This is a genomic window from Phreatobacter sp. GW821-FHT04C01 (genome assembly GCF_059420385.1).
Genome location: NZ_JBWKTP010000005.1, coordinates 180,404 through 205,591, shown reverse-complemented (window position 1 = coordinate 205,591; position 25,188 = coordinate 180,404). Strand labels below are relative to the sequence as shown.

Annotated in this window: 22 protein-coding genes; 10 read left to right on the top strand and 12 right to left on the bottom strand. The window is 67.6% G+C overall.

Going from position 1 to position 25,188, the window contains the following annotated elements; all coding sequences use genetic code 11:
- Window positions 1–5: 5 nt before the first annotated feature.
- Entirely contained in the window at window positions 6–821 is an 816-nt protein-coding gene (gene minD / locus AC07WJ_RS20310) for a septum site-determining protein MinD (protein ID WP_494936453.1), read from the top strand.
- A complete protein-coding gene (gene minE, locus AC07WJ_RS20305) occupies window positions 818–1,084 on the top strand; it encodes a cell division topological specificity factor MinE (RefSeq protein ID WP_494936452.1) in 267 nt (88 codons plus the stop codon). The genes minD and minE overlap by 4 nt, the downstream gene beginning before the upstream one ends.
- Before the next feature lie 394 nt (window positions 1,085–1,478).
- Here the strand turns inward: minE and AC07WJ_RS20300 are convergent, their stop codons facing one another.
- Entirely contained in the window at window positions 1,479–2,222 is a 744-nt protein-coding gene (locus AC07WJ_RS20300) for an SDR family oxidoreductase (protein ID WP_494936451.1), read from the bottom strand.
- 122 nt (window positions 2,223–2,344) lie between these two features.
- Between AC07WJ_RS20300 and AC07WJ_RS20295 the strand changes: the two genes are divergently transcribed.
- The gene (locus AC07WJ_RS20295) at window positions 2,345–3,262 is read left to right on the top strand and encodes a LysR family transcriptional regulator (RefSeq protein WP_494936450.1); all 918 of its coding nucleotides are present in this window, start codon (window positions 2,345–2,347) and stop codon (window positions 3,260–3,262) included.
- Here the strand turns inward: AC07WJ_RS20295 and AC07WJ_RS20290 are convergent.
- From AC07WJ_RS20290 to AC07WJ_RS20265, 6 genes are all read right to left on the bottom strand, one after another.
- The gene (locus AC07WJ_RS20290; RefSeq protein ID WP_494936449.1) at window positions 3,244–4,074 is read right to left on the bottom strand and encodes a hypothetical protein; all 831 of its coding nucleotides are present in this window, start codon (window positions 4,072–4,074) and stop codon (window positions 3,244–3,246) included. The two genes, AC07WJ_RS20295 and AC07WJ_RS20290, sit on opposite strands and share 19 nt — an antisense overlap.
- Window positions 4,075–4,271: 197 nt before the next feature.
- Entirely contained in the window at window positions 4,272–4,415 is a 144-nt protein-coding gene (locus AC07WJ_RS20285) for a GYD domain-containing protein (RefSeq protein WP_494936823.1), read from the bottom strand.
- Window positions 4,415–4,567: a hypothetical protein gene (locus AC07WJ_RS20280; protein WP_494936448.1), complete on the bottom strand. Its 153-nt coding sequence runs from the start codon at window positions 4,565–4,567 to the stop codon at window positions 4,415–4,417. The genes AC07WJ_RS20285 and AC07WJ_RS20280 overlap by 1 nt, the downstream gene beginning before the upstream one ends.
- A 190-nt stretch (window positions 4,568–4,757) precedes the next feature.
- The gene (ppc, locus tag AC07WJ_RS20275; RefSeq protein ID WP_494936447.1) at window positions 4,758–7,547 is read right to left on the bottom strand and encodes a phosphoenolpyruvate carboxylase; all 2,790 of its coding nucleotides are present in this window, start codon (window positions 7,545–7,547) and stop codon (window positions 4,758–4,760) included.
- Between the two features lie 401 nt (window positions 7,548–7,948).
- Complete coding sequence (locus tag AC07WJ_RS20270) at window positions 7,949–8,623, bottom strand: nuclear transport factor 2 family protein (RefSeq protein ID WP_494936446.1); 675 nt, start codon at window positions 8,621–8,623, stop codon at window positions 7,949–7,951.
- A gap of 11 nt (window positions 8,624–8,634) precedes the next feature.
- The gene (locus tag AC07WJ_RS20265) at window positions 8,635–10,542 is read right to left on the bottom strand and encodes a potassium transporter Kup (protein ID WP_494936445.1); all 1,908 of its coding nucleotides are present in this window, start codon (window positions 10,540–10,542) and stop codon (window positions 8,635–8,637) included.
- 277 nt (window positions 10,543–10,819) lie between these two features.
- On the opposite strand from AC07WJ_RS20265, the gene AC07WJ_RS20260 reads away from it, so the two are divergent.
- Both AC07WJ_RS20260 and AC07WJ_RS20255 read left to right on the top strand, forming a co-directional pair.
- Window positions 10,820–11,101: a hypothetical protein gene (locus AC07WJ_RS20260; protein ID WP_494936444.1), complete on the top strand. Its 282-nt coding sequence runs from the start codon at window positions 10,820–10,822 to the stop codon at window positions 11,099–11,101.
- Window positions 11,098–12,081, top strand: coding sequence for a D-2-hydroxyacid dehydrogenase family protein (locus AC07WJ_RS20255; RefSeq protein WP_494936443.1), 984 nt, complete (start codon window positions 11,098–11,100; stop codon window positions 12,079–12,081). Before AC07WJ_RS20260 ends, AC07WJ_RS20255 begins: the two co-directional genes overlap by 4 nt.
- An 18-nt stretch (window positions 12,082–12,099) precedes the next feature.
- Here AC07WJ_RS20255 and AC07WJ_RS20250 read toward each other — a convergent pair whose 3' ends face one another.
- A complete protein-coding gene (locus tag AC07WJ_RS20250) occupies window positions 12,100–13,122 on the bottom strand; it encodes an aldo/keto reductase (RefSeq protein WP_494936442.1) in 1,023 nt (340 codons plus the stop codon).
- A gap of 369 nt (window positions 13,123–13,491) precedes the next feature.
- On the opposite strand from AC07WJ_RS20250, the gene AC07WJ_RS20245 reads away from it, so the two are divergent.
- On the top strand, window positions 13,492–17,670 hold the full coding sequence (locus AC07WJ_RS20245) for an autotransporter domain-containing protein (protein ID WP_494936441.1): 4,179 nt from the start codon (window positions 13,492–13,494) through the stop codon (window positions 17,668–17,670).
- A 52-nt stretch (window positions 17,671–17,722) separates the two neighbouring features.
- On the opposite strand, the gene AC07WJ_RS20240 is transcribed toward AC07WJ_RS20245, so the two are convergent.
- The 4 genes from AC07WJ_RS20240 to AC07WJ_RS20225 all read right to left on the bottom strand — a co-directional run bounded on the left by AC07WJ_RS20240 (window position 17,723) and on the right by AC07WJ_RS20225 (window position 21,139).
- Window positions 17,723–18,520 (bottom strand): amino acid ABC transporter ATP-binding protein, encoded by a 798-nt coding sequence (locus AC07WJ_RS20240; protein ID WP_494936440.1) that lies wholly within the window; start codon window positions 18,518–18,520, stop codon window positions 17,723–17,725.
- Between the two features lie 2 nt (window positions 18,521–18,522).
- The gene (locus tag AC07WJ_RS20235; protein ID WP_494936439.1) at window positions 18,523–19,308 is read right to left on the bottom strand and encodes an amino acid ABC transporter permease; all 786 of its coding nucleotides are present in this window, start codon (window positions 19,306–19,308) and stop codon (window positions 18,523–18,525) included.
- Window position 19,309: 1 nt separating this feature from the next.
- Entirely contained in the window at window positions 19,310–20,179 is an 870-nt protein-coding gene (locus AC07WJ_RS20230) for an ABC transporter substrate-binding protein (protein ID WP_494936438.1), read from the bottom strand.
- A 162-nt stretch (window positions 20,180–20,341) separates the two neighbouring features.
- Window positions 20,342–21,139 carry an SDR family NAD(P)-dependent oxidoreductase gene (locus AC07WJ_RS20225; protein WP_494936437.1) on the bottom strand — a complete coding sequence of 266 codons (798 nt, stop codon included), beginning with the start codon at window positions 21,137–21,139 and terminating at the stop codon, window positions 20,342–20,344.
- Between the two features lie 131 nt (window positions 21,140–21,270).
- Between AC07WJ_RS20225 and AC07WJ_RS20220 the strand changes: the two genes are divergently transcribed.
- From AC07WJ_RS20220 to AC07WJ_RS20205, 4 genes are read left to right on the top strand one after another with little or no spacing between them, the layout of a single operon-like run.
- Complete coding sequence (locus AC07WJ_RS20220) at window positions 21,271–22,131, top strand: DeoR/GlpR family DNA-binding transcription regulator (protein WP_494936436.1); 861 nt, start codon at window positions 21,271–21,273, stop codon at window positions 22,129–22,131.
- Window positions 22,132–22,170: 39 nt separating this feature from the next.
- Entirely contained in the window at window positions 22,171–22,971 is an 801-nt protein-coding gene (locus AC07WJ_RS20215; RefSeq protein WP_494936435.1) for a BtpA/SgcQ family protein, read from the top strand.
- A 54-nt stretch (window positions 22,972–23,025) separates the two neighbouring features.
- Window positions 23,026–24,534, top strand: coding sequence for an FGGY-family carbohydrate kinase (locus tag AC07WJ_RS20210; RefSeq protein ID WP_494936434.1), 1,509 nt, complete (start codon window positions 23,026–23,028; stop codon window positions 24,532–24,534).
- Window positions 24,531–25,166 (top strand): HAD family hydrolase, encoded by a 636-nt coding sequence (locus AC07WJ_RS20205; RefSeq protein WP_494936433.1) that lies wholly within the window; start codon window positions 24,531–24,533, stop codon window positions 25,164–25,166. Before AC07WJ_RS20210 ends, AC07WJ_RS20205 begins: the two co-directional genes overlap by 4 nt.
- Window positions 25,167–25,188 lie beyond the last annotated feature (22 nt).

The following is a 25,188-nucleotide window of genomic DNA, read 5'->3' as shown; positions in this document are numbered from 1 at the left end:
TGGACATGGGCAAGGTCGTCGTCGTCACATCCGGCAAGGGAGGCGTTGGCAAAACGACGTCGACCGCCGCGCTCGGGGCCGCGCTGGCGCAGGCCGGCAAGAAGGTCGTGCTGATCGACTTCGACGTCGGCCTGCGCAATCTCGACCTGGTCATGGGCGCCGAGCGGCGCGTGGTCTTCGACCTCGTCAATGTCGTGCAGGGCCAGGCCAAGCTCACCCAGGCTCTGATCCGGGACAAGCGCATCGCTTCGCTCTACCTGCTGCCCGCCTCGCAGACGCGTGACAAGGACGCGCTCACCGAGGAGGGCGTGGCGAGCGTGATCGCTCCGCTCAAGGAAACCTTCGACTACGTCATCTGCGACAGCCCGGCCGGCATCGAGCGCGGTGCCCAGCTCGCCATGCGCTTCGCCGACGAGGCGGTGATCGTCACCAATCCCGAAGTGAGCTCGGTGCGCGATTCCGATCGTATCATCGGCCTGCTCGATTCCCGGACCTTGAAGGCCGAGCGCGGCGAGAGCGTGACCAAGCATATCCTGGTGACGCGCTACGATGCGGCGCGCGCCGCCCGCGGCGACATGCTCAAGATCGACGACGTGCTCGAGATCCTGTCGACGCCGCTTCTCGGCATCATCCCGGAAAGCCAGGCCGTCCTGCGTGCCTCGAATCTCGGCTCGCCGGTGACGCTCAACGAGCCGAACAACACCGCCGCGCGCGCCTATACCGAGGCGGCCCGCCGGCTCGACGGCGAGCAGGTTCAGATGATCCTGCCCATCGACAAGCGGGGCCTGCTCGACCGGCTGCTCGGAAGGAGGGCGGCATGACCCTGTTCGACCTCTTCAGGCGGCGCAGCAGCGCGCCGGTGGCGCGTGAGCGCCTGCAGGTCCTGCTGGCTTATGAGCGCAGGAACCGCAACCAGCCCGATCTCGTCGCGGTGCTGCGCGAAGAGATCATGGCGGTGATCGCCAGACATGTTCAGGTCGATCAGGACGACGTGCGGGTGACCATGGATCGCGGCGAGACCATGTCGACCCTGGAGATCGACATCCAGATCCCCAATGCCGGCGCCATGGCCGCGGCCATGTGACCGGCGCGGCGAAGCCGAACCCATCGATCGAAATCAGAAGCCGCCGCCGGCATGAGCCGGCGGCGGTTTGCGTGTGAAGATGCCGATGCCGGACGCCGTGGGCCGGCCGGATGGGCGGGAGGGGCTGGGCGGGGCGCAGCTCGTGTTCCGTCGCAGTGATTTTGACTCTTTGACGAGAGAGATCAGGCGACATTTTCCGCAGGATTTTCGATCGTGAGCGGCTGAATTCGTGGATGGCCGGGACAAGCCCGGCCAAGACGGAGAGCGCGCGACGATGACGGCTCGGCGCCACCTCCCGATCTCGCACCGCTTTGTCTTGCCCGGGCTTGTCCCGGGCATCCACGAATTTGCCCGCTCGCGGCAATCAAGCCATCACGATCACCATGCAGCGCCGCTAGATGATCCCGCCATTGGCGCGCAGCGTCTGCCCGTTGATCCAGCCGCCGTCCGGGCCGGCGAGGAAGGCGACGGCCGCCGCGATATCCTCGGGCGCGCCGAGCCGCTCCAGCGGCGCCATCCGGGCGAGGCGCTCGACCAGCTCCTGTGGCTTGCCGTCGAGGAACAAGCCGGTGGCGGTCGGCCCGGGGGCGACCGCATTGACGCTGATCGAGCGCCCGCGCAACTCCTTGGCCAGCACGCCGGTCATGGCTTCCACGGCGGCCTTGGTCGCGGCATAGAGGCCATAGGTCGGCTGCAGCAGCCCGACGACGCTGGATGAAAAGTTGATGATCCGGCCGCCGTTCCGGAGGCGGCGCGAGGCCTCGCGCAGGGTGTTGAACGTGCCCTTGATATTGACGGCGATGAGCCGGTCGAAGCTGGCGTCGTCGGCTTCGGCGATCGCCGAGAGCGCCATGATGCCGGCATTGTTGACCAGCACGTCGACCCCGCCAAAGGCCGCTTCGGCCGCGTCGAACAGGCCGCGCACGGCCGCCGCGTCGCTGACATCGGCCTTGCCGGTCAGCGCCCGGCCGCCCCTAGCTTCGATGGTTCGGGCCAGCGCCTCTGCCGGCGCGGCATCGCCGGAATAGTTGATGACGACGGTGAAGCCGTCGGCGGCGAGCCGCGCGGCGATGGCGGCACCGATTCCGCGCGACGCGCCGGTGACGATGGCGACCTTGGTGCTGTTCGCCTGGGTCATGGTTTTTCTCCTGGTGATCGCGAGCGGCACGTCCGCTTTCGATGAGGCGACCATGAGCCTTTCTCTGCCCCGGATAATCGGGCATTGTCTGGCATCACTATCCGGAGATTGCGAACAATAAGATGGACAGGTTCGATGCCATGCGGGTGTTCACGCGGGTGGTGGAGCGCCGCAGCTTCACGCTCGCGGCCGAGGACCTCGGCCTGCCGCGCTCGACCGTCACGGATGCGGTGAAACAGCTCGAGGCAAGGCTCGGCGTCCGCTTGCTGGAGCGCACCACCCGCCATGTCGCGCCGACGCTCGACGGCGAGGCCTATCACCGGCGCTGCCTGGCATTGATCGCCGATGTCGAGGATGCCGAAGGCGCCTTCGGCGGCGCCAAGCCGAAGGGGCTGCTGCGGGTCGACGTCCACGGCACCCTGGCACGCCATTTCGTGCTGCCGCGCCTGCCGGCCTTCCTCGACGACTATCCCGGGATCGAGCTGTTCCTGGGCGAGGGCGACCGGCTGGTCGATCTCGTCCGCGAGGGCATCGACTGCGTGCTGCGGGTCGGCGATATCAAGGACAGCGACATGATCGCAAAGCGCGTGGGATTGCTCGACGAGATCACCTGCGCGGCACCGGCCTATATCGAGCGCTTCGGCCTGCCGGAGAACCCGGAGGATCTGGCGGGGCACCGCATGGTCGGTTTCCGCTCATCGGCGACGGGACAGCTGATGCCGCTGGAGTTCACCGTCGGCGGCAATCTGCGCCATGTCAGCCTGCCGGCCACCGTCTCGGTCAATGGCGCCGAGACCTTCGTTGCCGCCGCCCGTCTCGGCCTCGGATTGATCCAGGTGCCGCGCTATCATGTGGCGGCCGATCTCGACCGTGGCACGCTGGTCGCGGTGCTGACCGGCAATCCGCCATCACCGACGCCGGTCTCGCTGCTCTATCCACGCAATCGCCAGCTTTCGCCGCGCGTGCGGGTGTTCATCGATTGGCTCAGCCGGGCTTTCGGCGACGGCCAGGACGGCCGATCTCAGGCGCCCTTGCGGTAATAGGCCTGCACGGTCTCCCAGGCGATCGTCTGCAGGAAAGCCGCGATGGCCGGGTCGAGGCCGGCCGTATAGGCAAACCCGGCGGGCGACCGGTTGAACAGCGACGCATAGATCGTCGCCGCCGCGAGATAGGTGCCGGCAAGGCTCGGATGGCGCTTGTCGGCGACGTAGAGATTGATGTCGGGCCGCTGGGCGATGGCGCGCGCGAAGGCCAGCCCCGCCGGGATCACCAGCGCATTGTTGGCATTGCCCGCCCGGGTATAGGCCTCGGCGAGCTGGGCGGTCATGTCCGGCTTGTCGGCATAGGCCCAGGACATGAAGAACACCGGCTCGGCGCCGTTCTGCCGGAGCGTCTCGCTGTTGCGGCGCGCGTAGTCTGTGAATACCGCCCCGAGTTCCGGGTGGATCGGGCACTGGCTGCAATCCATCACGATGGCGATGTCGAACAGCTTGTTGAAGCGGTTGAAGACGATGTTGTTGCCGGCGTCGAAGGAATAGCGGGCAATGGCGTTCGGGCGGAAATAGGAGGCCACGTCGTGCCAGTCGGCGCCCGAGCCGCTGATGGTGACGAGCGTGTTGCGGAACCGTGTGCCCGGGTCGCCGGCTGCCACGAGCTGCGTGACATGGCCGCCGATGCCGTTGTTGTAATAGAAGAAACTGTTGCCGATGAAGATCGCCGAGCTGGGCGGGCCTCCGGCGACCCGGCTGATCTCGGGAGCCGTCTGGGCTTTTGCGGCGAAGGGCTGGAACAGACCGCCAAGCGCCAGGCCCGTGGCGATCAGAAGGCCGAAGGTCTTGTTGATCCTGGACATGGAGGCTCCCGAAGGTTGCGGCATTCGCTGTCGCCGGCGGGGCAGGGCCGCCTGATGGCGCGGGCGTCACTGTCGCGCGGCGGGCGCTGCAACCGAAAGTGCGTAGAAGCCCGCAAGCGTCGCCGCCGCCCTGCAAAAAGCAAAACCCGCGCCGGACCATGTCCGACGCGGGCGGCAAGAGGCGTGGCTGTCGGGTGTCAGGCCGGCAGCTCGGTCAGGAGCTTGCGGTATTCCTTCTCGCTGAAGGTCTTCAGCGTCGTGCTCCGTACATTGCCGCGGGCGCCCGCGGCCAGCACGAATTTGGCCACCGCCTCGTCGTTCGGGGCCTCCAGCTGAATCATCACGTCATAGCCCCGAGGCACAGGCGCAGGTCGGTGAATTCGATGCCGAGACCGCCGGCGAGGTCGCGGGCCGCGTCGATGCGCTTGGCGCCGTCGCGAATGGTCCGCATGCCCTGGTCGGTGAAGTTGAGGAGGATGCAATAGGATGACATGACGAACCTCCCTGGGTTTGGTTCAGTCTCCCTGAGCCGGCGCCCGTCATCCGATCTCTTTTCGCAGGCGGACGTCGTCAGCGCGGCGACGCTACGCCCATCGGCGATGGGCGACCAGTCACCGATGGCTGCCCCTCGGCGGCGTCGTGCGGCCGAGAATGAGGCGGATTGTCCCTGGGCGCGGACGTCCTCAGCCGCTGTTGCGCAGGCCCGCGGAGATGCCGTTGATGGTCAGCTGGATGCCCGACAGCACCGCATCGTCGCCCGTGCCGCCGGCGCGGTGCTGCTTCAGCAGTTCGACCTGCACGTGGTTCAGCGGATCGAGATAGGGAAAGCGGTTGCGGATCGAGCGGTCGAGCAGCGGATTGGCCTCCAGCAACTGGCTCTGGCCCATGATCGCCAGAAGCACCGCGACGGCGTCGTGCCATTCGGTGCTGATCCGTCCGAAAATGGCGTCGCGCAGCGCCCGGTCGGGCACCAGCTCGGCGTAGCGTGAGGCAATCGCGATGCTGCTCTTGGCCAGCACCATGTCCATGTTCGACAACAGGGTGCGGAAGAACGGCCAGTCGCGATACATCGCCTGCAAGGTGGTGAGCCCGTCGTCGGGACGGGTCGCGAGCCAGGCCTTGACCGCCGTGCCGAAGCCGTACCAGCCGGGCAGCATGAGGCGGCATTGCGCCCAGCTGAACACCCAGGGAATGGCCCTGAGATCCTCGATCCGCCGGGTCTTTTTGCGCGAGGCCGGCCGGCTGCCGATATTCAGCGTGGCGATCTCGGTGATGACGGTCGATTCCCAGAAATAATCGACGAAACCCGGCGTCTCGTAGACCAGGCCGCGATAGGCGTCGTATGCGCTGGCGGAAAGCGCCTCCATGACGCCGAGATAGTCCTCCCGCTGGGTGCTCTCCGGCGGTTCCAGGAGGCTCGCCTCCAGGGTGGCCGCTGCCAGGATCTCCAGGTTGCGCCGGCCGACCTCGGCGTTGGAATATTTGCTGGCGATGATCTCGCCCTGTTCGGTGGTGCGGATCTGGCCGGTCACCGCGCCGGCGGGCTGGGCCAGGATCGCGTCATAGCTCGGCCCGCCGCCGCGCCCCACCGAGCCGCCCCGGCCATGGAACAGCCTGAGCTTGACGCCATGGCGGCGGAACACCTGGATCAGTTCGATCTCGGCCTTGTAGAGCTCCCAGCCCGAGGTGACGAAGCCGCCGTCCTTGTTGCTGTCGGAATAGCCGAGCATGACCTCCTGCACGCCGTCCTGTTCGATCAGGCGGCGGTAGGCCGGCAGCGCGAACAGGCCGTCCATGACGACGGCACAGCCGCGCAGGTCCTTGATGGTTTCGAACAGCGGGATGAGCTTCACCGCCGCCGGTCCGGTCGGCCGGATCAGGCCGACCTCCTTCAGGATCAGCGCCAGTTCGAGCAGATCCGACACTGTCTCGCCCTTGGAGATGATGCAGTTGCGGATGGCTGCGGGGCCGTAGACTGCATGGATCTCCGCCGCGGTCCGGAACACCGCGAGTTCGGACGCCGTCTCGTCCGAATAGGTCAGGAAAGGCGAGGCGAGGGGCCGGGGCTTGGCGAGCTCATCGGCTAGCAGCGCGATGCGGTCTTCTTCGTCGCGTTCCAGATAGCGCGTGCCGGGAACCGCCGCTTCCAGGAGTTCGGCGACGGTGCGCTCATGCACGTCGGAATTCTGCCGGAGGTCGAGCGCGGCAAGGTGGAAGCCGAAGCAGTCGACCGCGCGCCGGAGGATGCGCAGGCGCCCGCGCGCAACGACACCCGAGCCGTTGCCGGTCAGCGACCGGTGGATGATGTCGAGCTCGGCCTGAAATTCCGCAACGCTGGCATAGGCCGGCATCTCGCCGACCGGCTGCAGCGGCGCCTCGAAGCCGACGAGGTCGCGGGCGGTCGCGGCCAGGCGCGCATAGATGCCCGAGATCGCCAGCCGATAGGGTTCGTCGCGCCGGTGCGGCGAGGGGTCGGGCGAGCGCTCGGCGAGATCCCTGAGCTCTTGCGAGGTCTTGATGACGCGGCTCGACAGCGACAGCTCGCCGCCGAGCGCATGCAATTCGTCGAGATAGAAGCGCAGCGCCCGGGTGCTCTGGACCCGCATGGTCTCCTTCAGCACCGCGGCGGTGACGAAGGGATTGCCGTCGCGGTCGCCGCCGATCCAGCTGCCGATCCGGAGGAAGGATGCCAGCGCGACGCTCTCGCAGGCCGGGTCGAGCGCCGCCAGCCGGTCTTCCAGCCCGCAATAGAGCCGGGGCAATTCGCGCAAGAACGTATAGTCGTAATAGGACAGGCCGTTCAGCACCTCGTCCAGCACGGTCAGCTTGGTCTCGCGCAAGAGGCTGGTCTGCCAGAGCGTCAGCACCTCGCGCTGCAGCTTCTCATCCGATGCCGCGCGCTCCTCCGGCGTCAATACGACCCGCTCGCGCTCGTCGAACAGGGCGGCGATCTCCATTTCCCGGTCGAGCGTGCTCTTGCGGCGGACCTCGGTCGGATGCGCCGTCAGCACCGGGCTGACCAGAGCACTGTCGAAAAAGGCCTTCAGCTCGGGCACGCCGATGGCGGCTGCACGCGCCCGCTCAATGGCATTGGCCAGCGTGCCGGCGCGCGGCGGCGAGCCGCGCAGGCTATGGGCACGGGTGCGGCGGATGTGATGTTCATCCTCGGCGATATTGGCCAAGTGCGAGAAATAGCTGAAGGCCCGGACGATCAGCAATGTTTCGTCGGCCGTCAGATCGCCGAGGATCGCTTCCAGCTCGCGCCTGGCGCCTTCGTCATTGTCGCGGTGGAAACGGATCGAGGTCTGGCGGATCCGTTCGACGATATCGAACACCGCCTCGCCCTCCTGCTCGCGCACGGTGTCGCCGAGAATGCGGCCGAGCAGGCGAATGTCGTCGCGCAGCGGCAGGTCCTTGGCGGTGGCGGCCTCGGGTCCTGTCGTGTGACGGTCGATGGCGGCACCTTGTGACATGATCGCACTGCTCCCCGAAAACAGAACTGCCGGCTGTCGGGATCGAGAATCCGGAAAGCCCTGGCAAAGTCTAGCGTGTTGCAGTGCGTTTGGCTTGGTCGCTGCGTTGCGGGAGACACGATTCGGCGGCGGCCGCAGTGAAGAGCTCAACTGAATCGACCCGTCCCTCTGGGAGAGGGTCGATTCCGGCGCGGCTTTGAAGCGTCCGCCTTCCATTTCATGGCCAGTGCCTTCCTGCCGGACGCAGCTTCGGGCCGGGGATGGCCGGCGGGCAGGCGCGCGATCCCGGAGCACCCTGGACGCGTCTTCGCGCGATCCGGATCGCGCGACCTTGGCGACGTTTTCGCGACGTCCTCCGCGATGGCGGGAGCCGGTGCGGGCCCGGCCTCGTCGGCGTGCGCTTAAGCGCTCGGCGGCGCCTGCTCGGGCACGACGGCCGGTCCGCGACCGTCGGGGGCGTCGGCGCCGGTCGACTGAGCCCGGCCGGTCATGACGGCCATCGTCGCGGAATCGAAGAAGCAGAGGATCTTCTGGATGAGGCCGCCGCGAAACTGGATGAGATCGCAGCGTTCGCTGTCGATGACGCGGCCGCTCCGGATCCACTTCAGCGAGCTGTGCCAATGCACGGCGGCGTCGTCGCCGTCGACGAGCACTTTCTCGATGACGAATTCGCGGACCCTGAAATCGCGGTGAAACTGGGCGAGCACCCCCCGAAGGCCCGGAATGCCCAGGCGAAGTCCCGCGTGAGGATTGAGCACCGGATTGCCGACCACGGTGAACTCACCGTCGTCGGCGAACATCGTGGTGAGCATGTCGACATCCGCCCGCGCCCAGGCGGAATAGGCGACCCGCAACTTCTGGGCTCGGGTCAGTTCGTCGGTCACCAGGCGAAGCACCATGCGCGCAATCCATTGATCCGGAATTGGCAAGCTGGCACGAGATACCACCGGACGGGAAGGGATCAGCCGATAAGACCGGTTGGATTGGCGGCGATCGCGTGCCGCGTCGCGCTGCGGCACCGACAGGACAGCCTCACGCGGCCATCCTCCGCACCGCCGCGGATGAACGACCGTCATGGCCCCGCCAGCTAGATCTCGATCTCGGTGCCGTATTCCACGACCTGCTTGGCCGGCACTCCGAAAAAGGCGGCCGAGCGTTCGGCATTGCGCTGCAGGAAGGCAAAGACGGTCTCCCGCCAGACCGCCATGCCCTCGACCTCGGTGCTCGGGATGATCGTTTCGCGGCCGATGTAATAGGTGATCGCGGCGAGATCGATGCCGGGCAGTTTGCCCTGGTCGCAGGCAAGCTGCAGGCCGCCGGCGATGGTCGGATATTGCATGAAGCCGAAGCGCAGGATCACCCGGGTGATGCCTTCATGGAGTTCGATCACCTCGGCGCGGTTTTCCTCGGCGATGCGCGGCGCCTCCTCGATGAGCACGGTCACCAGCAGGACCCGTTGATGCAGTACATGGTTGTGCTTGACGAACTGGGTCAATGCGAGCGGCACGCCATTGGGCGCCGAGGCCAGGAACACCGCGGTGCCCTCCAGCCTGGCATGGCATGTGTTGACCGCCGTCTCGACCAACTCCTCCTCGGGCTGGCGCAACTTGCGCCGGGCCGCTTCCACCAGCCTGACGCCGCTGCGCCAGGTCAGCATCAGGAAGGCGACCGCGCCGGCGAGCAGCAGCGGAAACCAGCCGCCCTCGAACAGTTTGGTCGAATTGGCCGCGAAGAAGATGCAGTCGATGACGAAGAAGAAGCCGTTGACCGCGATGACGATGACCGGCGGATAACCCCAGTGCAGCGCGACCAGCGCGGCCAGCAGCGTGGTGATCGCCATCAGCAGCGATACCGCGATGCCATAGGCGCCGGCCAGCGCGTCCGAGGTGCCGAAGCCGATGACCGCGCCGAGGGTGGCCGCCGCCAGCAGCCAGTTGACCAGCGGCACATAGATCTGGCCGATCTCGTGGCTGGCGGTGTGGGCGATGTGCATGCGCGGCAGGAAACCGAGCTGGATCGCCTGCTGGGTCAGCGAAAACACGCCCGAGATGATCGCCTGCGACGCGATGACGGTCGCAACTGTCGCCAGCGCGATCAGCGGGTAATGCGCCCAGTCGGGGGCGAGCTGGTAGAACGGGTTGTCGATCGCGCTCGCATCGGTGATCAGCAGTGCGGCCTGGCCGAAATAGTTCAGCACCAGCGCCGGCAGGGCGACGCCGAACCAGGCGAGCCGGATCGGAAAGCGGCCGAAATGGCCCATGTCGGCATACATGGCCTCGCCACCGGTGACCGCCAGGAAAGCCGCGCCGAGAATGGCGAAGCTGACATGGAAGTTCTGGTGGATCAGGAAGTTGACGGCGTGATGCGGGCTGAGAGCCGCGAGCACGCCGGGAGCCTGGACGATGCCGTGGATGCCGAGCAGGGCGAGAACGACGAACCAGCCGAGCATCACCGGTCCGAAGATCCGGCCGATGAAGCCGGCGCCCTTTTTCTGGATGGCGAACAGCCCGATCAGGATGATCACGGTGATCGGCACGACCACGGGGGTCAGCGCCGGCGCGTCGACCTTCAGGCCTTCGAGCGCGCTGAGCACGGAAATCGCCGGTGTGATCGCACCGTCGCCATAGAGCAGCGCCGCGCCGATCAGGCCGACGACCAGCAGGTGCGCGCGCCAGGTTCCGGGCTGGGCATTGCGGGCGGACAAGAGCGCCAGCATGGCGACGATGCCGCCTTCGCCGCGATTGTCAGCCCGCAGGATCAGCAGCGCGTATTTCATCGAGATGATCAGGATCAGCGCCCAGAGGATCAGCGAGACGATGCCGAGCACGGCGTCCTGGGTCAGCGCGCCGCCGCGGGTCGCGGCTTTCGCGGCCTCCTTCAGCGCATAGAGCGGGCTGGTGCCGATATCGCCATAGACGACCCCGAGCGCGCCGAGCGTGGCGGCGAGCGGCAGAGCCGCGGCGGGTTTGGAAGCTCCGGCATGAATGACGGTCATTGTCCACCCGATCCGGCCGCAGGACATGCAGTCTGGTACCCGTCGTGGCAAATAGCTAGGGGGTCCGGAATTGCTGGGACCCGGGCCATGCCCTGCGTTTTTGGACAAGGTGAAAAAGCGCCTGCGAGCGCGTCGATGGGACGTGCGCCGACGGCGATAGCCATATGTTCTGAATATGAATAGGGCTATTTCGATATATTGGATCGACGTTGCGAAACGGCGTATTTTCACGGCCGCGCTGGGCCAGGGGCCGCGCGACACGGCGGGAGGCTGGCCGATGACCGATACGATCGAAGCCCTGATCCTCGATCTGCTGGAATGGGTGGCGGCAGATGAGCGCAGCTATGCCGAGGTGATGGAGGCCTGGCGCACCTCATGCCCGCGTTTGCCGGTGTGGGAGGACGCGATCGATCGCGGCCTGATCACACGGCGGCAGGCCGATGGCTGCGCGCTGGTGGCGATCACGCAATCGGGGCTCGCGCTGCTTGCCCGGTCGCGGCAATCTCGCGGCGTGAAGGCATCCATGGCAGAGCCATCAGGGACAGTGCGGCCGACATGAAGATCTCGATCCTCGACGACTATCACGACACGCTGCGTACGCTGGCCTGTTTCGACAAGCTCGCGGGCCATGAGGTCGAGATCTGGAACGACCATGTCCAGGACACCGACCGGCTGGCCGAGCGGCTGAAGGAGACCGAGGCGCTCGTGCTGATCCGCGAGCGGACCCAGATCCAGGCGCCTTTGCTCGAGCGGCTCGGCAAGCTCCGGCTGATCAGCCAGCGCAGCGTCTATCCCCATATCGACATCGGCGCCTGCACCCGGCTCGGCATCATCGTGTCGTCGAACCTGCATGCCGGCTCGCCGTCCTATGCGACCGCCGAGCTGACCTGGGGCCTGATCCTCGCGGCGATGCGCCAGATCCCGCAGCAGGTCGCCTCGCTGAAAGCCGGCCATTGGCAAAGCGGCGTCGGCAGCGGCCTGCGCGGCAAGACGCTGGGCATTTTCGGTTATGGCCGGATCGGCGCGGTGGTCGCCGGCTATGGCAGGGCTTTCGGCATGAAGGTGCTGGTCTGGGCGCGCGAGGGTTCGCTCGCCCGCGCCGAGGCCGACGGCCATGCCGTGGCGGCGAGCAAGGCGGCCTTTTTCGCCGAGAGCGACGTCATCTCGCTGCATATGCGCCTGGTCGAGGCGACGCGCGGCATCGTCACCGCCGGCGACCTCGCCGCGATGAAGCCGACGGCGCTGATCGTCAATACCAGCCGCGCGCCGCTGATCGCGCCCGGCGCCCTGGTCGAGGCCTTGCGCGCGGGACGGCCCGGCCTGGCGGCGGTCGATGTCTTCGAGCAGGAGCCGGTGCGCGACGTCGACCATCCCTTGCTCGGCATGGCCAATGTCGTCGCGACGCCGCATATCGGCTACGTCGCCCGCGAGGAATACGAGATCCAGTTCGCCGACATCTTCGACCAGATCGTCGCCTATGGCGCGGGCAAGCCGATCAATGTGGTCAATCCCGACGTGCTTGGCGTCGGGCGCCCCTGAGCCGGGGCGCCCCGACGATCAGCGGCGCTCGTTCAGCATGGCGAAGCCGCGCTGGTGCCAGACCGGATAGGCCGGCGACACGACGCTCGCCTCGTCCAGGCTCGCCTCCTGTTCCGGCGCCAGGCTCCAGCCGATGGCGCCGATATTCTGCACGAGCTGTTCCTCGTTGCGCGCGCCGATGATGACGCTGGAAATGGTCGGCTTGCGCAGGAGCCAGTTGAGCGCCACCTGGGCAATGGTCTTGCCGCAATCCTTGGCGACCACGTCGAGCGCATCGACGATCCTGAACAGCCGCTCCTCCTCGAAGCGCGGGCCGGTGCCGGCGATGTCGTGGGCGCGGGTGCCGGGCACGGCCGGCTGGCCGCGCCGGATCTTACCGGTGAGCTTGCCCCAGCCGAGCGGGCTCCAGACCACCGCGCCGACGCCCTGGTCGCGGCCGAGCGGCATCAGCTCCCATTCGTAGTCGCGGTTCAGCAGCGAATAATAGGCCTGGTGGGCGGCATAGCGCGGATAGCCGTAGCGATCGGCCGTGGCCAGGGACTTCATCAGGTGCCAGCCGGAGAAATTGGAGCAGCCGACATAGCGGACCTTGCCGGCCCGGACGAACTGGTCGAGCGTCGCCAGCGTCTCCTCCACCGGCGTGTTGTAGTCCTGGCCGTGCAGTTGCAGGAGGTCGATATGGTCGGTGCCGAGCCGCTGCAAGGCCTTGTCCAGAGCTTCCGTCAGGTGCTGGCGCGACGAGCCGAAATCATTGGGGCCGTCGCCCGTCGGGAAGGTCGCCTTGGTCGAGATCAAGAGCCGCTGGCGCTTGCCCTTGATGGCTTCGCCGAGGATCTGTTCGGCGAGACCGCCCGAATAGACGTCGGCGCTGTCGAACATCGACACGCCATGGTCGAGGCAAATGTCGATCAGCCGCGCGGCGCCGGCCGCGTCGGTCGAGCCCCAGGCCTTGAAGAAGTCGTTGCCGCCGCCGAACGTGCCGGTGCCGAAGCTGAGGGCCGGTACGCGCAGGCCGGAATGGCCGAGACGCCGATAATCCATGGCGGTTTCTCCCGTGTTGAGCGGCCGGTCTCGGCGCTGGCCGTGCGGTCGCCCGGTTTCTCGCCCACGATTGAAAGGCGATCATCGATGATGGTCGAAAGACCATCACGCCGGGGCTCGGTTCGCAACGAGCGTGGAGAGGGCGGCTGCCTTGCCGGTGGTGCATCCGACGGCCGTGCCGGTCGGCGGCGGCGGCGGGCGATGTGTCTTTTGCGGCACGCGGCCCGGAAATGCCGCAGCCGTCTGCGCGCCAAAAACAGCGATTGCGCGGAATGAGAAGACAAGATCGCGCGCGATGCGCAAGAGGATTTCGAGAATCCGTAGTCCCGCCGCCAATGGTCGGCGACCGGATCCCGCGTGGGGCAGGGCATGAATTTCGAGGTCGGGCGGCGGCAGGCCGTCCTTGCGGTCGCACAGTTCCGTGGCGCGTCGGCGTTGCGCGCCGCCCTGCTGGCATCGTCCATGCTGATCGGACTTGCCGCACCGGCCTTCGCGATCGACATCTCCGTCTCCGATGCGGCGGGACTGTCCTCGGCCATCGCGAATGCCAATCCGGGCGACCGCATCGTCCTTCAAAACAACATTGCGCTCGGCACCACCTTGTTGCCGCCGGTGTCCAGCAACATCACCATTGACGGTGGCGGCCACACCATCGATGCGCAGGGCAACAACCGCATCTTCTTCCTCGACAGCAGCGCGACCATTCAGAACGTCACGCTGAAGGGCGGTGCGGCGACCGGTGGCGCTGGGGGCGCGGGCATCGGCGGCGGTGGCGGCGGTTTGGGCGCGGGCGGCGCGATCTTCGTTAATAGCGGCACCGCCACCGTCAGCAATGTCAGCTTCAGCGATAACACGGCGACCGGCGGCAGCGGCGGCAACCGTGCCTTCGGCGGGACGCCCGGCGGCGGCGGCGGCGGTGGTCTGGGCGGCGGCGGCGGCAGCGCGGGACAGAATGCCGGCGGCGGCGGCGGTGGTTACAGCGGCGGTGGTGGCGGCAGCGGCGGCGTGAGCGGTGGGTTTACCATCACTGGCGGCGCCGGCGGCACAGGGCCCGGCGGCAGCGGCGGCAGCGGCGGCACTGGAACCAGCGGAACTGCCGGCGCGAATGGCGGCGGCGCCGGCGGCGCCGGGAGCGTCGCCTCTGGCGTCTATAACACGGGTGGTGGTGGCGGTGGGGGCGGCACCGGCGGTGGCGCCGCAGGCTCCGGCTCGTCCTACACTACGGATGGTGGCGGCGGCGGCGGCGGTGGTGGTCTTGCCGCGGGCTCGGGCGGCACGGGCGGGACCTACGGCGCCGGCACGAATGGTGGAAAAGGCGGTGGCGGCGGCGGCGGCGGCGCGGGCGGCACCGGCGGCAGCGGTGGCGACTTCGGCGGCGGTGGCGGCGGTACCAATAGCGGATCTGCGGGCGTCGGTGGGTTCGGCGCCGGCGGTGGCGGCGGCGGCTATGGCACCACGGGTGGTGCTGGTGGTTTCGGTGGCGGTGGCGGCGGTGGCGGCGTTGCTGGAGACGGTGGCAGCGGCGGCACAGGCGGCGGAAGCGGCGCCGGCTACAATGGCGGCATTCGTGGCGGCGGCGGCGGTGGCGCCGGCTTCGGCGGCGCGATCTTCGTGCGCGATGGTGCCTCTCTGAACATCACCGGCTCCGGTACTTTCAGCGGCGGCGCCGCCGCCGGCGGCGCCGGGGGCAGTGTCGGGGGTGGCGATGGCGCGGCGGCAGGCTCCGACCTGTTCCTGGCGAGCGGAACCACCACGTTCAATCCCACGGGCACGCTGACCTTCAATGGAACGATCGGTGATGCCAGCGCGTCGAGCGTGCCGACAGGCCAGGGCTTCGTCGCGGGCAGCGGCCCTGGCGCTGCCATCACTATCGCCGGCGGCACGGTCGTGCTGAACGGCGCCAATACCTATGGGGGTGGTACGACACTCTCCGGCGGTGTGACGGTCGCGGGCAATGCATCGGCCTTCAGCACCGGCACGGTGACGTTTTCGGGAGGCACTCTCAGGGCCGGCGCCGCCGGCCTGACGATCGGCAACGCCATCACGCTCGCCGCAGGCGGCGGCACTGTTGATACCGACGGGCGGACGCTGACGCTGTCAGGCGTCATTACCGGTGGCACCGACCTGACCAAGTCCGGCGTCGGCACGCTGGTCCTGAGCGGAGCCAACTCCTATTCCGGCACCACCCGTCTGACCCAGGGCACATTGCGCCTCGCGAACGACCTGGCGCTCGGCACCGGAAAGCTGGTCACCACCGGCTCGGTGGTCGATTACGCCGACGGCGTCAGTATCGCCAATACGATCGTCATCCAGAGCAACACCACGCAGTTTCAGGTGCTGACCGGGACGGCGACGCAGGTGGGCGAGGTGCAGGAGGCCGGCGGGGCGCGTCCGCTGGAGAAGATCGGCGACGGCACGCTGATCGTCCATCAGCTCTCCAATACCGGCACGACGACGATCTCGGCCGGCACCTTGCAGGGCGGAGCGGCCTATGCCTTCGGCATGGGGAGCGCCTATGTGGTCACGTCGGGCGCGATCCTCGACCTCGGCGGTTTCGACCAGGCGATCGGCTCGCTCGCCGGTGCCGGCACCGTCACCAATGGCGGGCCCGATGCCGCCACCTTGCGGCTCGTCGGCACGTCCAATGCCAGCACGACCTTTTCCGGGGTGATCCGCGACGGCGCGAGCCCGCTGGCTCTCGAACTCGATATGGCGGGGACCCTCACGCTGACCGGCGTCAACACCTATACCGGCGGCACGCAGATCTGCGATTGCTCGACGCTGCAGATCGGCAGTGGCGGCCTGACCGGCTCGATATCGGGCGACGTGGTCAATTATGGCACCCTCGTTTTCAACCGGTCCAACATCTACCAGTTCGACGGCGTCATCTCGGGCGACGGCACTATCCGCCAGATCGGCGCCGGCCGGACGGTCCTGACCGGCGATTCCAGCGTTTTCGATGGCACGACCAAGGTCGAGGCCGGCACGCTTTCGGTCCTGGGCAAGCTTGGCGGCACGCTGAACGTGCTTTCGGGCGGCACGCTGATCGGGACCGGCACGGTCGGCAATACCGCAATTGCCGCTGGCGGCACGCTGGCGCCCGGCAATGGGGGAGGGATGCTGACGGTCCAGGGCAACCTGACCTTCGCGGCGGGATCGACCTACCGGGTCGACATCGCCGCTGCCGGCGTGAGCTTCGCCCATGTCACCGGGACGGCGGCGCTTGCCGGCACCGTCGTGGCGAATTTCGCGCCGGGCGTCTCGATCGTGCGGCAATATACCATTCTCGGCGCGACCGGCGGCATCAGCGGAGGGTTCGATCCAAGCGCCGTCGCCAACTTGCCGGCGGGCCTCAAGGCGACCGTCAGTTCTGACAGCAATCACGCCTATCTGAACCTCGACATCGCCTATTCCGGCCTGCCCAGAAACCAGCAGAACGTCGCCGACGCGATCGGCGCCTCCTTCCGCGGCACCGGCAGCCTTCCCATGATCTTCGCGGCGCTCACGCCGGGCGGCCTGACGGTCGCCTCCGGCGAGGTGGCGACCGGAACCCAGCAAAGCGCCTTCAACGGCGCGAGCCTGTTCCTCAACCTGATGCTCGACCCGATGGCCGGCGCGCGCGGCGCGACCGCCTCCGCGCCAAGCTCGTCGCTGATCGAAATGGCCGACCTGTCGGCCGGACCGACGCCGGCCGCCCGTGTCGAGGCCGGCTGGAGCGTCTGGACCAAGGCCTTCGGCCAGGCCGGGCGTACCGCCTCGGATGCCGGCCTCGGCGCGGCCGGGACCTCGTCTTCGGTGTTCGGTGTGGCTGCCGGCGCCGACAAGCGCATCGCCGCCGACACCCTTGTCGGTTTCGCACTCTCAGGCGGCGGCAGCTCCTTCGGTGGGCGCGGCACCGCCAGCGGCGACTTCTTCCAGGCCGGCCTCTACGGCTCGACTCGGCTCGGCGAGGGCTATCTGTCGGCGGCGCTCGCTTATGGCTGGAACCGCTTCGAGGTGACGCGCCAGGTCGGTTTGGGCGGGGCCGGCGAGACCTATATGTCGTCGCCGGTCGCTCATACCTTCGGCGGCCGCCTCGAGGCGGGCCGTCGCTTCGGCACGCGCGCCTTCGCCTGGACACCCTACGCGGCGGTCGAGGCCATCGGTTATTCGGCTTCGGCCTATGCCGAACGCTTCACGGCGCCGGCCACCGGCGCCTTTGCGCTCAGCTATGCGGGCAAGACATCGGGCACCTTGCGCACCGAACTGGGGCTTCGCCTCGACAGCCTGACGCCGCTCGCGCCTGGGGCTGATCTGCTGACCTTCGGCCGGCTCGCCTATGCCTATCAGGCTGGGACCCAGCGCTCCATCGACGCGGCCTTTCAGACGCTGGCCAATTCCGGCTTCGCGGTCTTCGGAGCGCGCCCCTCGGTTCATACCGCGCTCGCTTCGTTCGGCGCCGAGGCGCGGTTTGCCGGCGGCACGCGGGTGACCACCTCGCTCGACGCCGAACTCGGCGATCGTCACCGCTCGATCCGGGCCAATCTGGGGCTGCGGCACAGTTGGTAGGGGCGGGCGCCGGAAGAGGCGGCGACCCGGTCGTCGCCAGGCGCCTGCGCTCTCAGTGGATGGTCGACAGGAAGGCCTTGAGGCGCGCGCTCGGCTGCTCGCCGAAGAACTGCTCGGGCGGTCCTTCATAGTCGACCGCACCGTTCTCCATCAGCATCACCCGATCGGAAACCTGCCGCGCGAAGCTCATCTCGTGCGTCACGATGATCATGGTCATTCCCGACTTCGCCAGCTCGGCGATGACGTTGAGCACCTCGCCGGTGGTTTCCGGGTCGAGCGCGCTGGTCGGCTCGTCGAACAGCATGAGCTCCGGGTCCATGGCCAGTGCCCGCGCGATGGCGGCGCGCTGCTGCTGGCCGCCGGACAGTTTCGAGGGGAAGACATGGGCCTTTTCGGCGAGGCCGACACGCTCGAGCAGTTCCAGCGCCCGGCGCTCCGCCTGCTGGCGCGGCTGGCCGAGCACCATGACCGGTGCCTCGATGATGTTCTCCAGCACGGTCATGTGCCAGAACAGGTTGAACTGCTGGAACACCATGCCGATCCGCCGCCGCTGCGCGACGATCCGGCGGTTGTTGAGCGGCACCAGCTTGCCGTCACGGGTTTCCTCATAGCCGATTAGCGCGTCGCCGACATAGATCCGCCCCGCCTGGTAGGTCTCGAGCTGATTGATGCAGCGCAGGAACGTGCTCTTGCCCGAGCCCGAGGGGCCGATGATCGAGGTGACCTTGCCGCGCTCGACCAACAGGTCGACGCCCTTCAGCACCTGGTGGTTGCCGAACCACTTCTGAACGTTCTGCGCGCGGACCAGTGCGATCGGCGCCGTTGCCGGTGTGTCTGCTGCCATCGCCATCCCTATCTCCGCTCGGTTGCGGGTCGCGGCCCGGCTCGCAGATAGACCACGACACTCTGTCGCCAGCTGCCGACCGGCTCGTCCAGCTCGTGGGCGCGAAGCTTGGTCTCGATGACGCCCTGGATGAAGTTCCAGATGGTGGTCAGCAGGAGGTAGGTGATCGATACGACGACCAGCAGCTCGAACGTCTTGAACGTGGTTGCCGACATGCTCTCGGTCAGCTGGAAGATCTCCTGGACACCGATGACGCTGGCAAGCGAGGTCGTCTTCAGGATGTGGTTGAAGTCATTGCCCAGCGGCGGGACGATGACGCGGGCGGCCTGCGGCAGGACAATGCGCCGCGTGACCAGCAGCCCGCCCATGCCGAGCGACTTGGCGGCCTCGACCTGGCCGCGCGCCACGGCCTGGATGCCGTTGCGCACGATCTCCGCCATATAGGCGCCTTCGTGAATGCCGAGCCCGATCACCGCGGCCTGGAATGAAGCTGAAATCGTCAGGCCGGCAATCGTCAGGTCGGCAAAGCGGAAGAACCCCGCGGCCGCCAGCCCGGAAAAGAAGAAGACCAGCAGGACCAGGACCGGGATGCCGCGGATGAGCCAGACATAGAAGCCGCAGGCCCAGCTGATCGGCTTGAAGCGCGACAGCCGGCCGAAGCCCACGATGATGCCGATGACGAGGCCGAGCAGCATCGCCAGCACGGCCATCACGACGGTCTTGCCGAGAGCCTGCAGATAGAGCTCGCCCGGATTGGTCAGCCGGTCCCAGAAGAATGACCAGTCGAACCCCATCTCAGAGTTCCGAGCCCTGCATGTTCCATTTCTCGACGAGGGTCTTGTAGGTGCCGTCGGCGACGATGGCGTCGAAACTGCGCTTCATCGCATCGTGCAGCGCGGTATTGCCCTTCTGCAGGCCGATGCCGGTGAGAATGAGCCCGAAGGGATCACCCTCGGGGCGGAAATCGTTCGGCCGCAGTCCGATATAATAGGAGGCGGCCGTCGTCGTCGTGCCGAGAACCTCGATCTGGCCCGCCGCGAGTTGCTGGAACGTGTCGGTCGTCGTCGGCAGCACCACCAGATTGATTTCGGGGCGACCCGCCGCCTTCAGCCGGGCATTGGCCTCGATGGCGAGGTTGTGGATGGTCGTGCCGTTGGGAACCGCCATCTTTTTGCCCGAGAGGTCATCGAGCGAGCTCGCGCGCAGCGTGCTGCCCTTGGTCGTGACGATCCGCTGGCCGGTGCGCGAGAACGGGATCATGTCGATGATCTCGAGCCGTTCCGGCCGGATGAACAGTTCCTGCATCAGGGCGTCGCACTGCCGGGCCTGCAGGGCGGGGACGAGGCCGACGAATTTGAGCTGGACCCAGTTGACCCTCAGCCCCATGCGCTTGGCGATCTCCGTGCCGAGTTCGACCTCGAAGCCGGTGGGGCGCTGCTGGGCGTCGTGAAAGGCGCGCGGTGGATTGTCGATGGTGGCGCAATAGCTGATGCTGCCCTTGGCGGCGAGTTCCGCCGGCGGCGCGATCGGCGGCTGTGCGAAGGCGGCGAGCATGCCGCCGGGAACCAGGGCCGCGCCGAAGAGGGCGGTGGCGATGACGGCCCGGCGGCTCACCAGGGTGCGGAGCCGGCCGAGCCGATCTGAATGCCGAGTCTTGAGTTCCATCGTCGATTTCTCCCCTCTTGTCGCATCGTCTTGACGTCGATCCGGCCGGGCCTTCCGCACTGCCCCGCACATGAAAAAGGGGCTCACAGTGAGGTCGCAGGTCGTGATCGAATATGTTCGATCTCCGGGCGACCTGCGCGACTGCGACAGGCCGCCGCGGCGCTAGGTCATATAGACGCCACCGGTGACGTTGATGCCCTGGCCGGTCATGAACCGCGCCTGGTGCGAGCAAAGGAAGACGACGACATCGGCGACGTCCTCCGGCTCCTCCAGGCGCCCAAGCGGTGTCTGCGTGATGTAGTCGGCAACCACCTGCTCGGGTGTCACCTGCCGCAAAGCGGCCTCCCAGGCGATTTCGCGCGATTGCATGCCGGTCTTCACGAAGCCCGGGCACACCGCATTGACCCGGATGCCGCGTGGCGCGAGCTCCCGGGCCAGCGCCTGGGTCCAGCCGAGCACCGCGAATTTCGAGGCTGAGTAATGCGCCAGAAGCGGCGCGCCGACCTTGGCGGCGAGCGAGGCCGTGTTGACGATGCAGCCGCTGCCTTGCGTGACGAAATGGCGTGCCGCGACTTGATTCGTCAGGAAAACGCCGCGTGCGTTCACCGCGAAGCTGAAGTCCCAGTCCTCATCGGTGAGGTCGAGCGCGTGCTGCATGGTCGATACCCCGGCATTGGCGACGAGGATGTCGCAGCCGCCAAGGGCCTCGATGGCGCTCGACCAGGCCTGCTCGACGGAGGGCCGTTGCCGAACGTCGACGGACAGGGCGATCGTCTCGCGGCCGATCTCGGCGGCGGTCCTGCGCGCGGCTTCGAGGTCGAGGTCGGCGATCGCCACGTGAACGCCCTGGTGCGCAAGTGCGGTCGCGATGGCCCGCCCGATGCCGGCCGCCCCGCCTGTGACGACTGCGCGTTTGCCTGCCAATTCGGCAAGGACCGGGCGGACGGCGGCATTCGACATGAAGGGGCTCCCAAGACGTGGCAGCACTAGATAGCAAACATTATTCGACATCAAGAACAAAAATAATGTTTGAAAATGTGCGATATCGGGCTATGAGATCCTCTCGCCCAGTGCGTCGCCATGGATTCGGAATGCACGATCAGGACAATCCCGCCGGCCGCGGCGAGCCACAGCCGACCCGGGAGCGCGATCGCGCGCGGCTCCTCAGCCGGGGGCGGCACACGCGTATTCTCGCGCTGCTGGCCGCCGCGGGGTCCGTGACGGTCAGTGCGCTGGCGGCCGAGCTCGCCGTCTCCGACATGACGATCCGCCGCGATCTGCTGGAGCTGGAAGGCGAGGGGCGCCTGCGGCGCATCCACGGCGGAGCCGTTCCGGCGGAGAGCCTGCCTCCGGTTTCGATGGACAGCGAAGAGCCGAGCTTCGACGCGCGGCTGCGTCAGCGCCGCGACGCCAAGGAGGCGATTGCCGCCGCCGCCGCCGAGATTGTCGGGCGCTATCGCACCATCGCGCTCGATGTCGGCACGACGACCTTTCTGATGGCGAGCCATCTGAAGGCCCTGCCGCATGCCAAGGTCTTCACCAACAGCCTGCGGATCGCCGCCGCGCTGGATGGCGCCGCACCCGACGTCTATGTCGCCGGCGGCCGCGTCCGCGCCGACGAGATGTCGACTTTCGGCCCTTCGGCGGTTGCCCAGTTCGAGGCCCTCTGGTTCGACGTCGCCGTGATCGGCGTCTCCGGCATCACCGCCGAGGGCCTGTTCGACTATTCGTTCGAGGACGCGGACATGAAGCGGGTCTACCTGCGCCGGTCCGGGCTCAAGGTCGCGGTCTGCGACAGCGCCAAGTTCCAGCGCATGTCGCTGGTTCACCTGGCTGCGCTGTCGGACATCAACGTCCTCGTCACCGACGCCGAGCCTCCCGAGCGGCTGGCGGCCGTGCTGGCCGCGTCTCGTGTCGAGTTACGCATCGCCAGGCCACCGGCCGGCGCATGACGCCAGGTGGACCGGTTTCGCATTGCAGGAGAGAATTCCATGGTTTTCGAGTGTTTCGGCAGCAAGAAGAAGGTCGTCATCTCCATGGCCCATATCGGGGCCCTGCCGGGGACGCCGCTCTATGATGCCGACGGCGGCATGAACAAGCTGATCGACGGTGTCCTGGCCGACGTGGCCGCGCTCCAGGCCGGCGGTGTCGACGCCATCATGTTCGGCAACGAGAACGACCGCCCCTACGTGTTCAAGGCATCCGTCGAAGGGGTGGCGGCGATGACGGCGATCGTCCAGGCGGTCAAGCCTGCCCTGAAGGTGCCGTTCGGCGTCAATTACCTCTGGGATCCGATCGCCAGCGTCGGCATCGGCGCGGTCACCGGCGCGAGCTTCGTACGCGAGATCTTCACCGGTCTCTTTGCCTCGGACATGGGGCTGTGGCAGCCCGATTGCGCGGCCGCCTCGCGCCTGCGCCACAATCTGCGCCGCGACGACATGAAACTGCTGTTCAACATCAATGCCGAGTTCGCCCATTCGCTCGACCAGAGGCCGATCGAGCTCCGGGCCAAGAGCGCGGTCTTCTCGTCGATGGCCGACGCCATTCTGGTATCCGGCCCGATCACCGGCCAGCCGGCGGACCAGTCGCATCTGCGCAGCGTCTGCGAGGCGGTCGGCAATGTGCCGATCTTCGCCAATACCGGCGTCAACATCGACAATATCAAGGACATCTTCTCGATGGCCAGCGGCGTCGTCATCGGCACCCATTTCAAGGTCGACGGGATCACCTGGAACGCGGTCGACGGCGACCGGGTCAAGCGTTTCATGGATGTCGTCTCGGCCCTGCGCTAGCGCGTGGCCGATCGAGGCGACGGACGGACAAGGGCGAATTCGGCGGCAAGCGACATGGCATGCGTTCTGGGCCTCGACATCGGCACCACCTCGACCATCGGCATCCTGGTCAGGCTGCCCGACACGGTGCTGGCCATCGCCTCCCGGCCGGTCGCCCTGCGCTCGGACCATGCCGGCTGGGCCGAGGAGGATCCCCGGCAATGGTGGGGCAATGTCCGCGACATCGTCGCTGAACTCCTGGCCGCCGGCGGCGTCGCCGCGGCCGATATCGCGGCGGTCGGCACGACCGGCATGCTGCCGGCCGTCGTGCTCCTCGACGAGCGGGGCGAATTGCTGCGGCCGAGCATCCAGCAGAGCGACGGCCGCTGCGGCGCCGAGGTGGCCGAGCTCCGCCGGGAGTTCGGCGAGGCCGCCTTCATCGCCAAGGCCGGCAATGGCATCAACCAGCAGCTCGTCACCGCCAAGCTGCGCTGGATCGAACGTCACGAGCCGGAGATCTTCAGGCGGATCGCCACCGTCTTCGGCTCCTACGACTATATCAACTGGCGCCTGACCGGCGAACGGCGCGTCGAGCAGAACTGGGCGCTGGAGGCAGGCTTTATCGATCTCGCCACGCACGAGATCGACGACCAACTGGTCGCGCTTGCCCATATCCCCCGCGCGGCGGTGCCGCCGAAAGCCTTGTCCCATGACGTCATCGGCGCGATTTCCGTGTCGGCCGCGGCCGAGACCGGCCTCACGGCCGGTACCCCCGTCGTCGGCGGCGCTGCCGACATGATCGCCTCGGCGCTCGCCGCCGGCATCACCGCGCCGGGCGACGTCCTGCTGAAATTCGGCGGCTCGGTCGATATTCTCGTCGCCACCGACCAGGCGCGGCCGGATCCGCGGCTCTATCTCGATTATCACCTGGTGCCGGGCCTGTTCATGCCGAACGGCTGCATGTCGACCGGCGGTTCGGCACTCAACTGGTTCGTCGGTGCCTTCGCGGCCGGCGAGGCAGGCCCGGCCGCGGCGCAGGGGCTGTCCCTTCATCAGCATCTCGACCGGCTGGCAGACGCGCGCCCGGCCGGGGCCGACGGCATCATCATCCTGCCCTATCTCCTGGGGGAGAAGACGCCCATTCACGACCCCGCGGCGCGTGGCGTCATCGAGGGCCTGACGCTCAGCCACGATCTCGGGCACCTCTGGCGGGCGTTGCTCGAGGCCTATGCCTATGCCATCGCCCATCATGTCGAAGTGCTGCAGGACATGGGCCATCGCACCGAGACCTTCCTGGCTTCCGACGGCGGTTCGCACAGCCGGGTCTGGATGCAGATCGTCGCCGACGTCCTGCAGCGGCCGGTCCAACGCCTCGCCGGCCATCCCGGATCCTGCATCGGCGCGGCCTGGACGGCGGCGATCGGCGCAGGGCTGACGACGGACTGGTCCGGACTGTCCGCATTCGTCCGCCACGCCGACAGGCTGGAGCCCGATCGGCGTCATGCCGAGGTCTATCGCCGCGGCTATCGCCGCTACCGCGATCTCTATGACAGGCTGGCGAGCTCCGCCGGGAGCCCGGCATGACGCGCCGGGCGGTGGCCTGGGATATCGACGGAACGCTCGTCGACAGCGAGCCGCGCCATCACCGGGCGCTGCTGGCGGCATCGCTGGGATGGGGCGTCGACCTCTCGGACCTGTCGGACCAGGCCTTTCGCGGCGTTCACATGGGCGATGTCTGGGACCTGCTGCGCCACCGCCTTCCCGGCGATCTCGGGATGGCGCAATGGCTCGCCGCCATCAACGCCTGTTATGCTGCTGACCGGGGCGCGATGGCGCCGATGCCCCATGCGGTCGCCACCATACGCGAACTCGCGGCGCGCGGCGTCACGCAGATCTGCGTGTCCAATTCGAGCCGTCCGATCGTCGACGCCAATATCGCGGCGCTCGGCATTGGCGACTGCCTCGTCGGATCGATCAGCCTCGATGATGTCCCGGCCGGCAAGCCGGATCCCGCGCCCTATCGGGACGCGTGCCGCCGGCTCGCCCTGGCGCCGCATCAGGTGATCGCGGTGGAAGACAGCGCGACCGGCATCCGGTCGGCGCGGGCGGCGGGTCTGTTCGTGGTCGGCTATTGCGCCGGTAGCGATGCCATGGCCGATATCGACCTCGCGACGAACGATCTCGCCGATGTGCTGGGCCTCGTCGCGATCGAATGAGCCTCGCGCCTGCCGGCGGCCG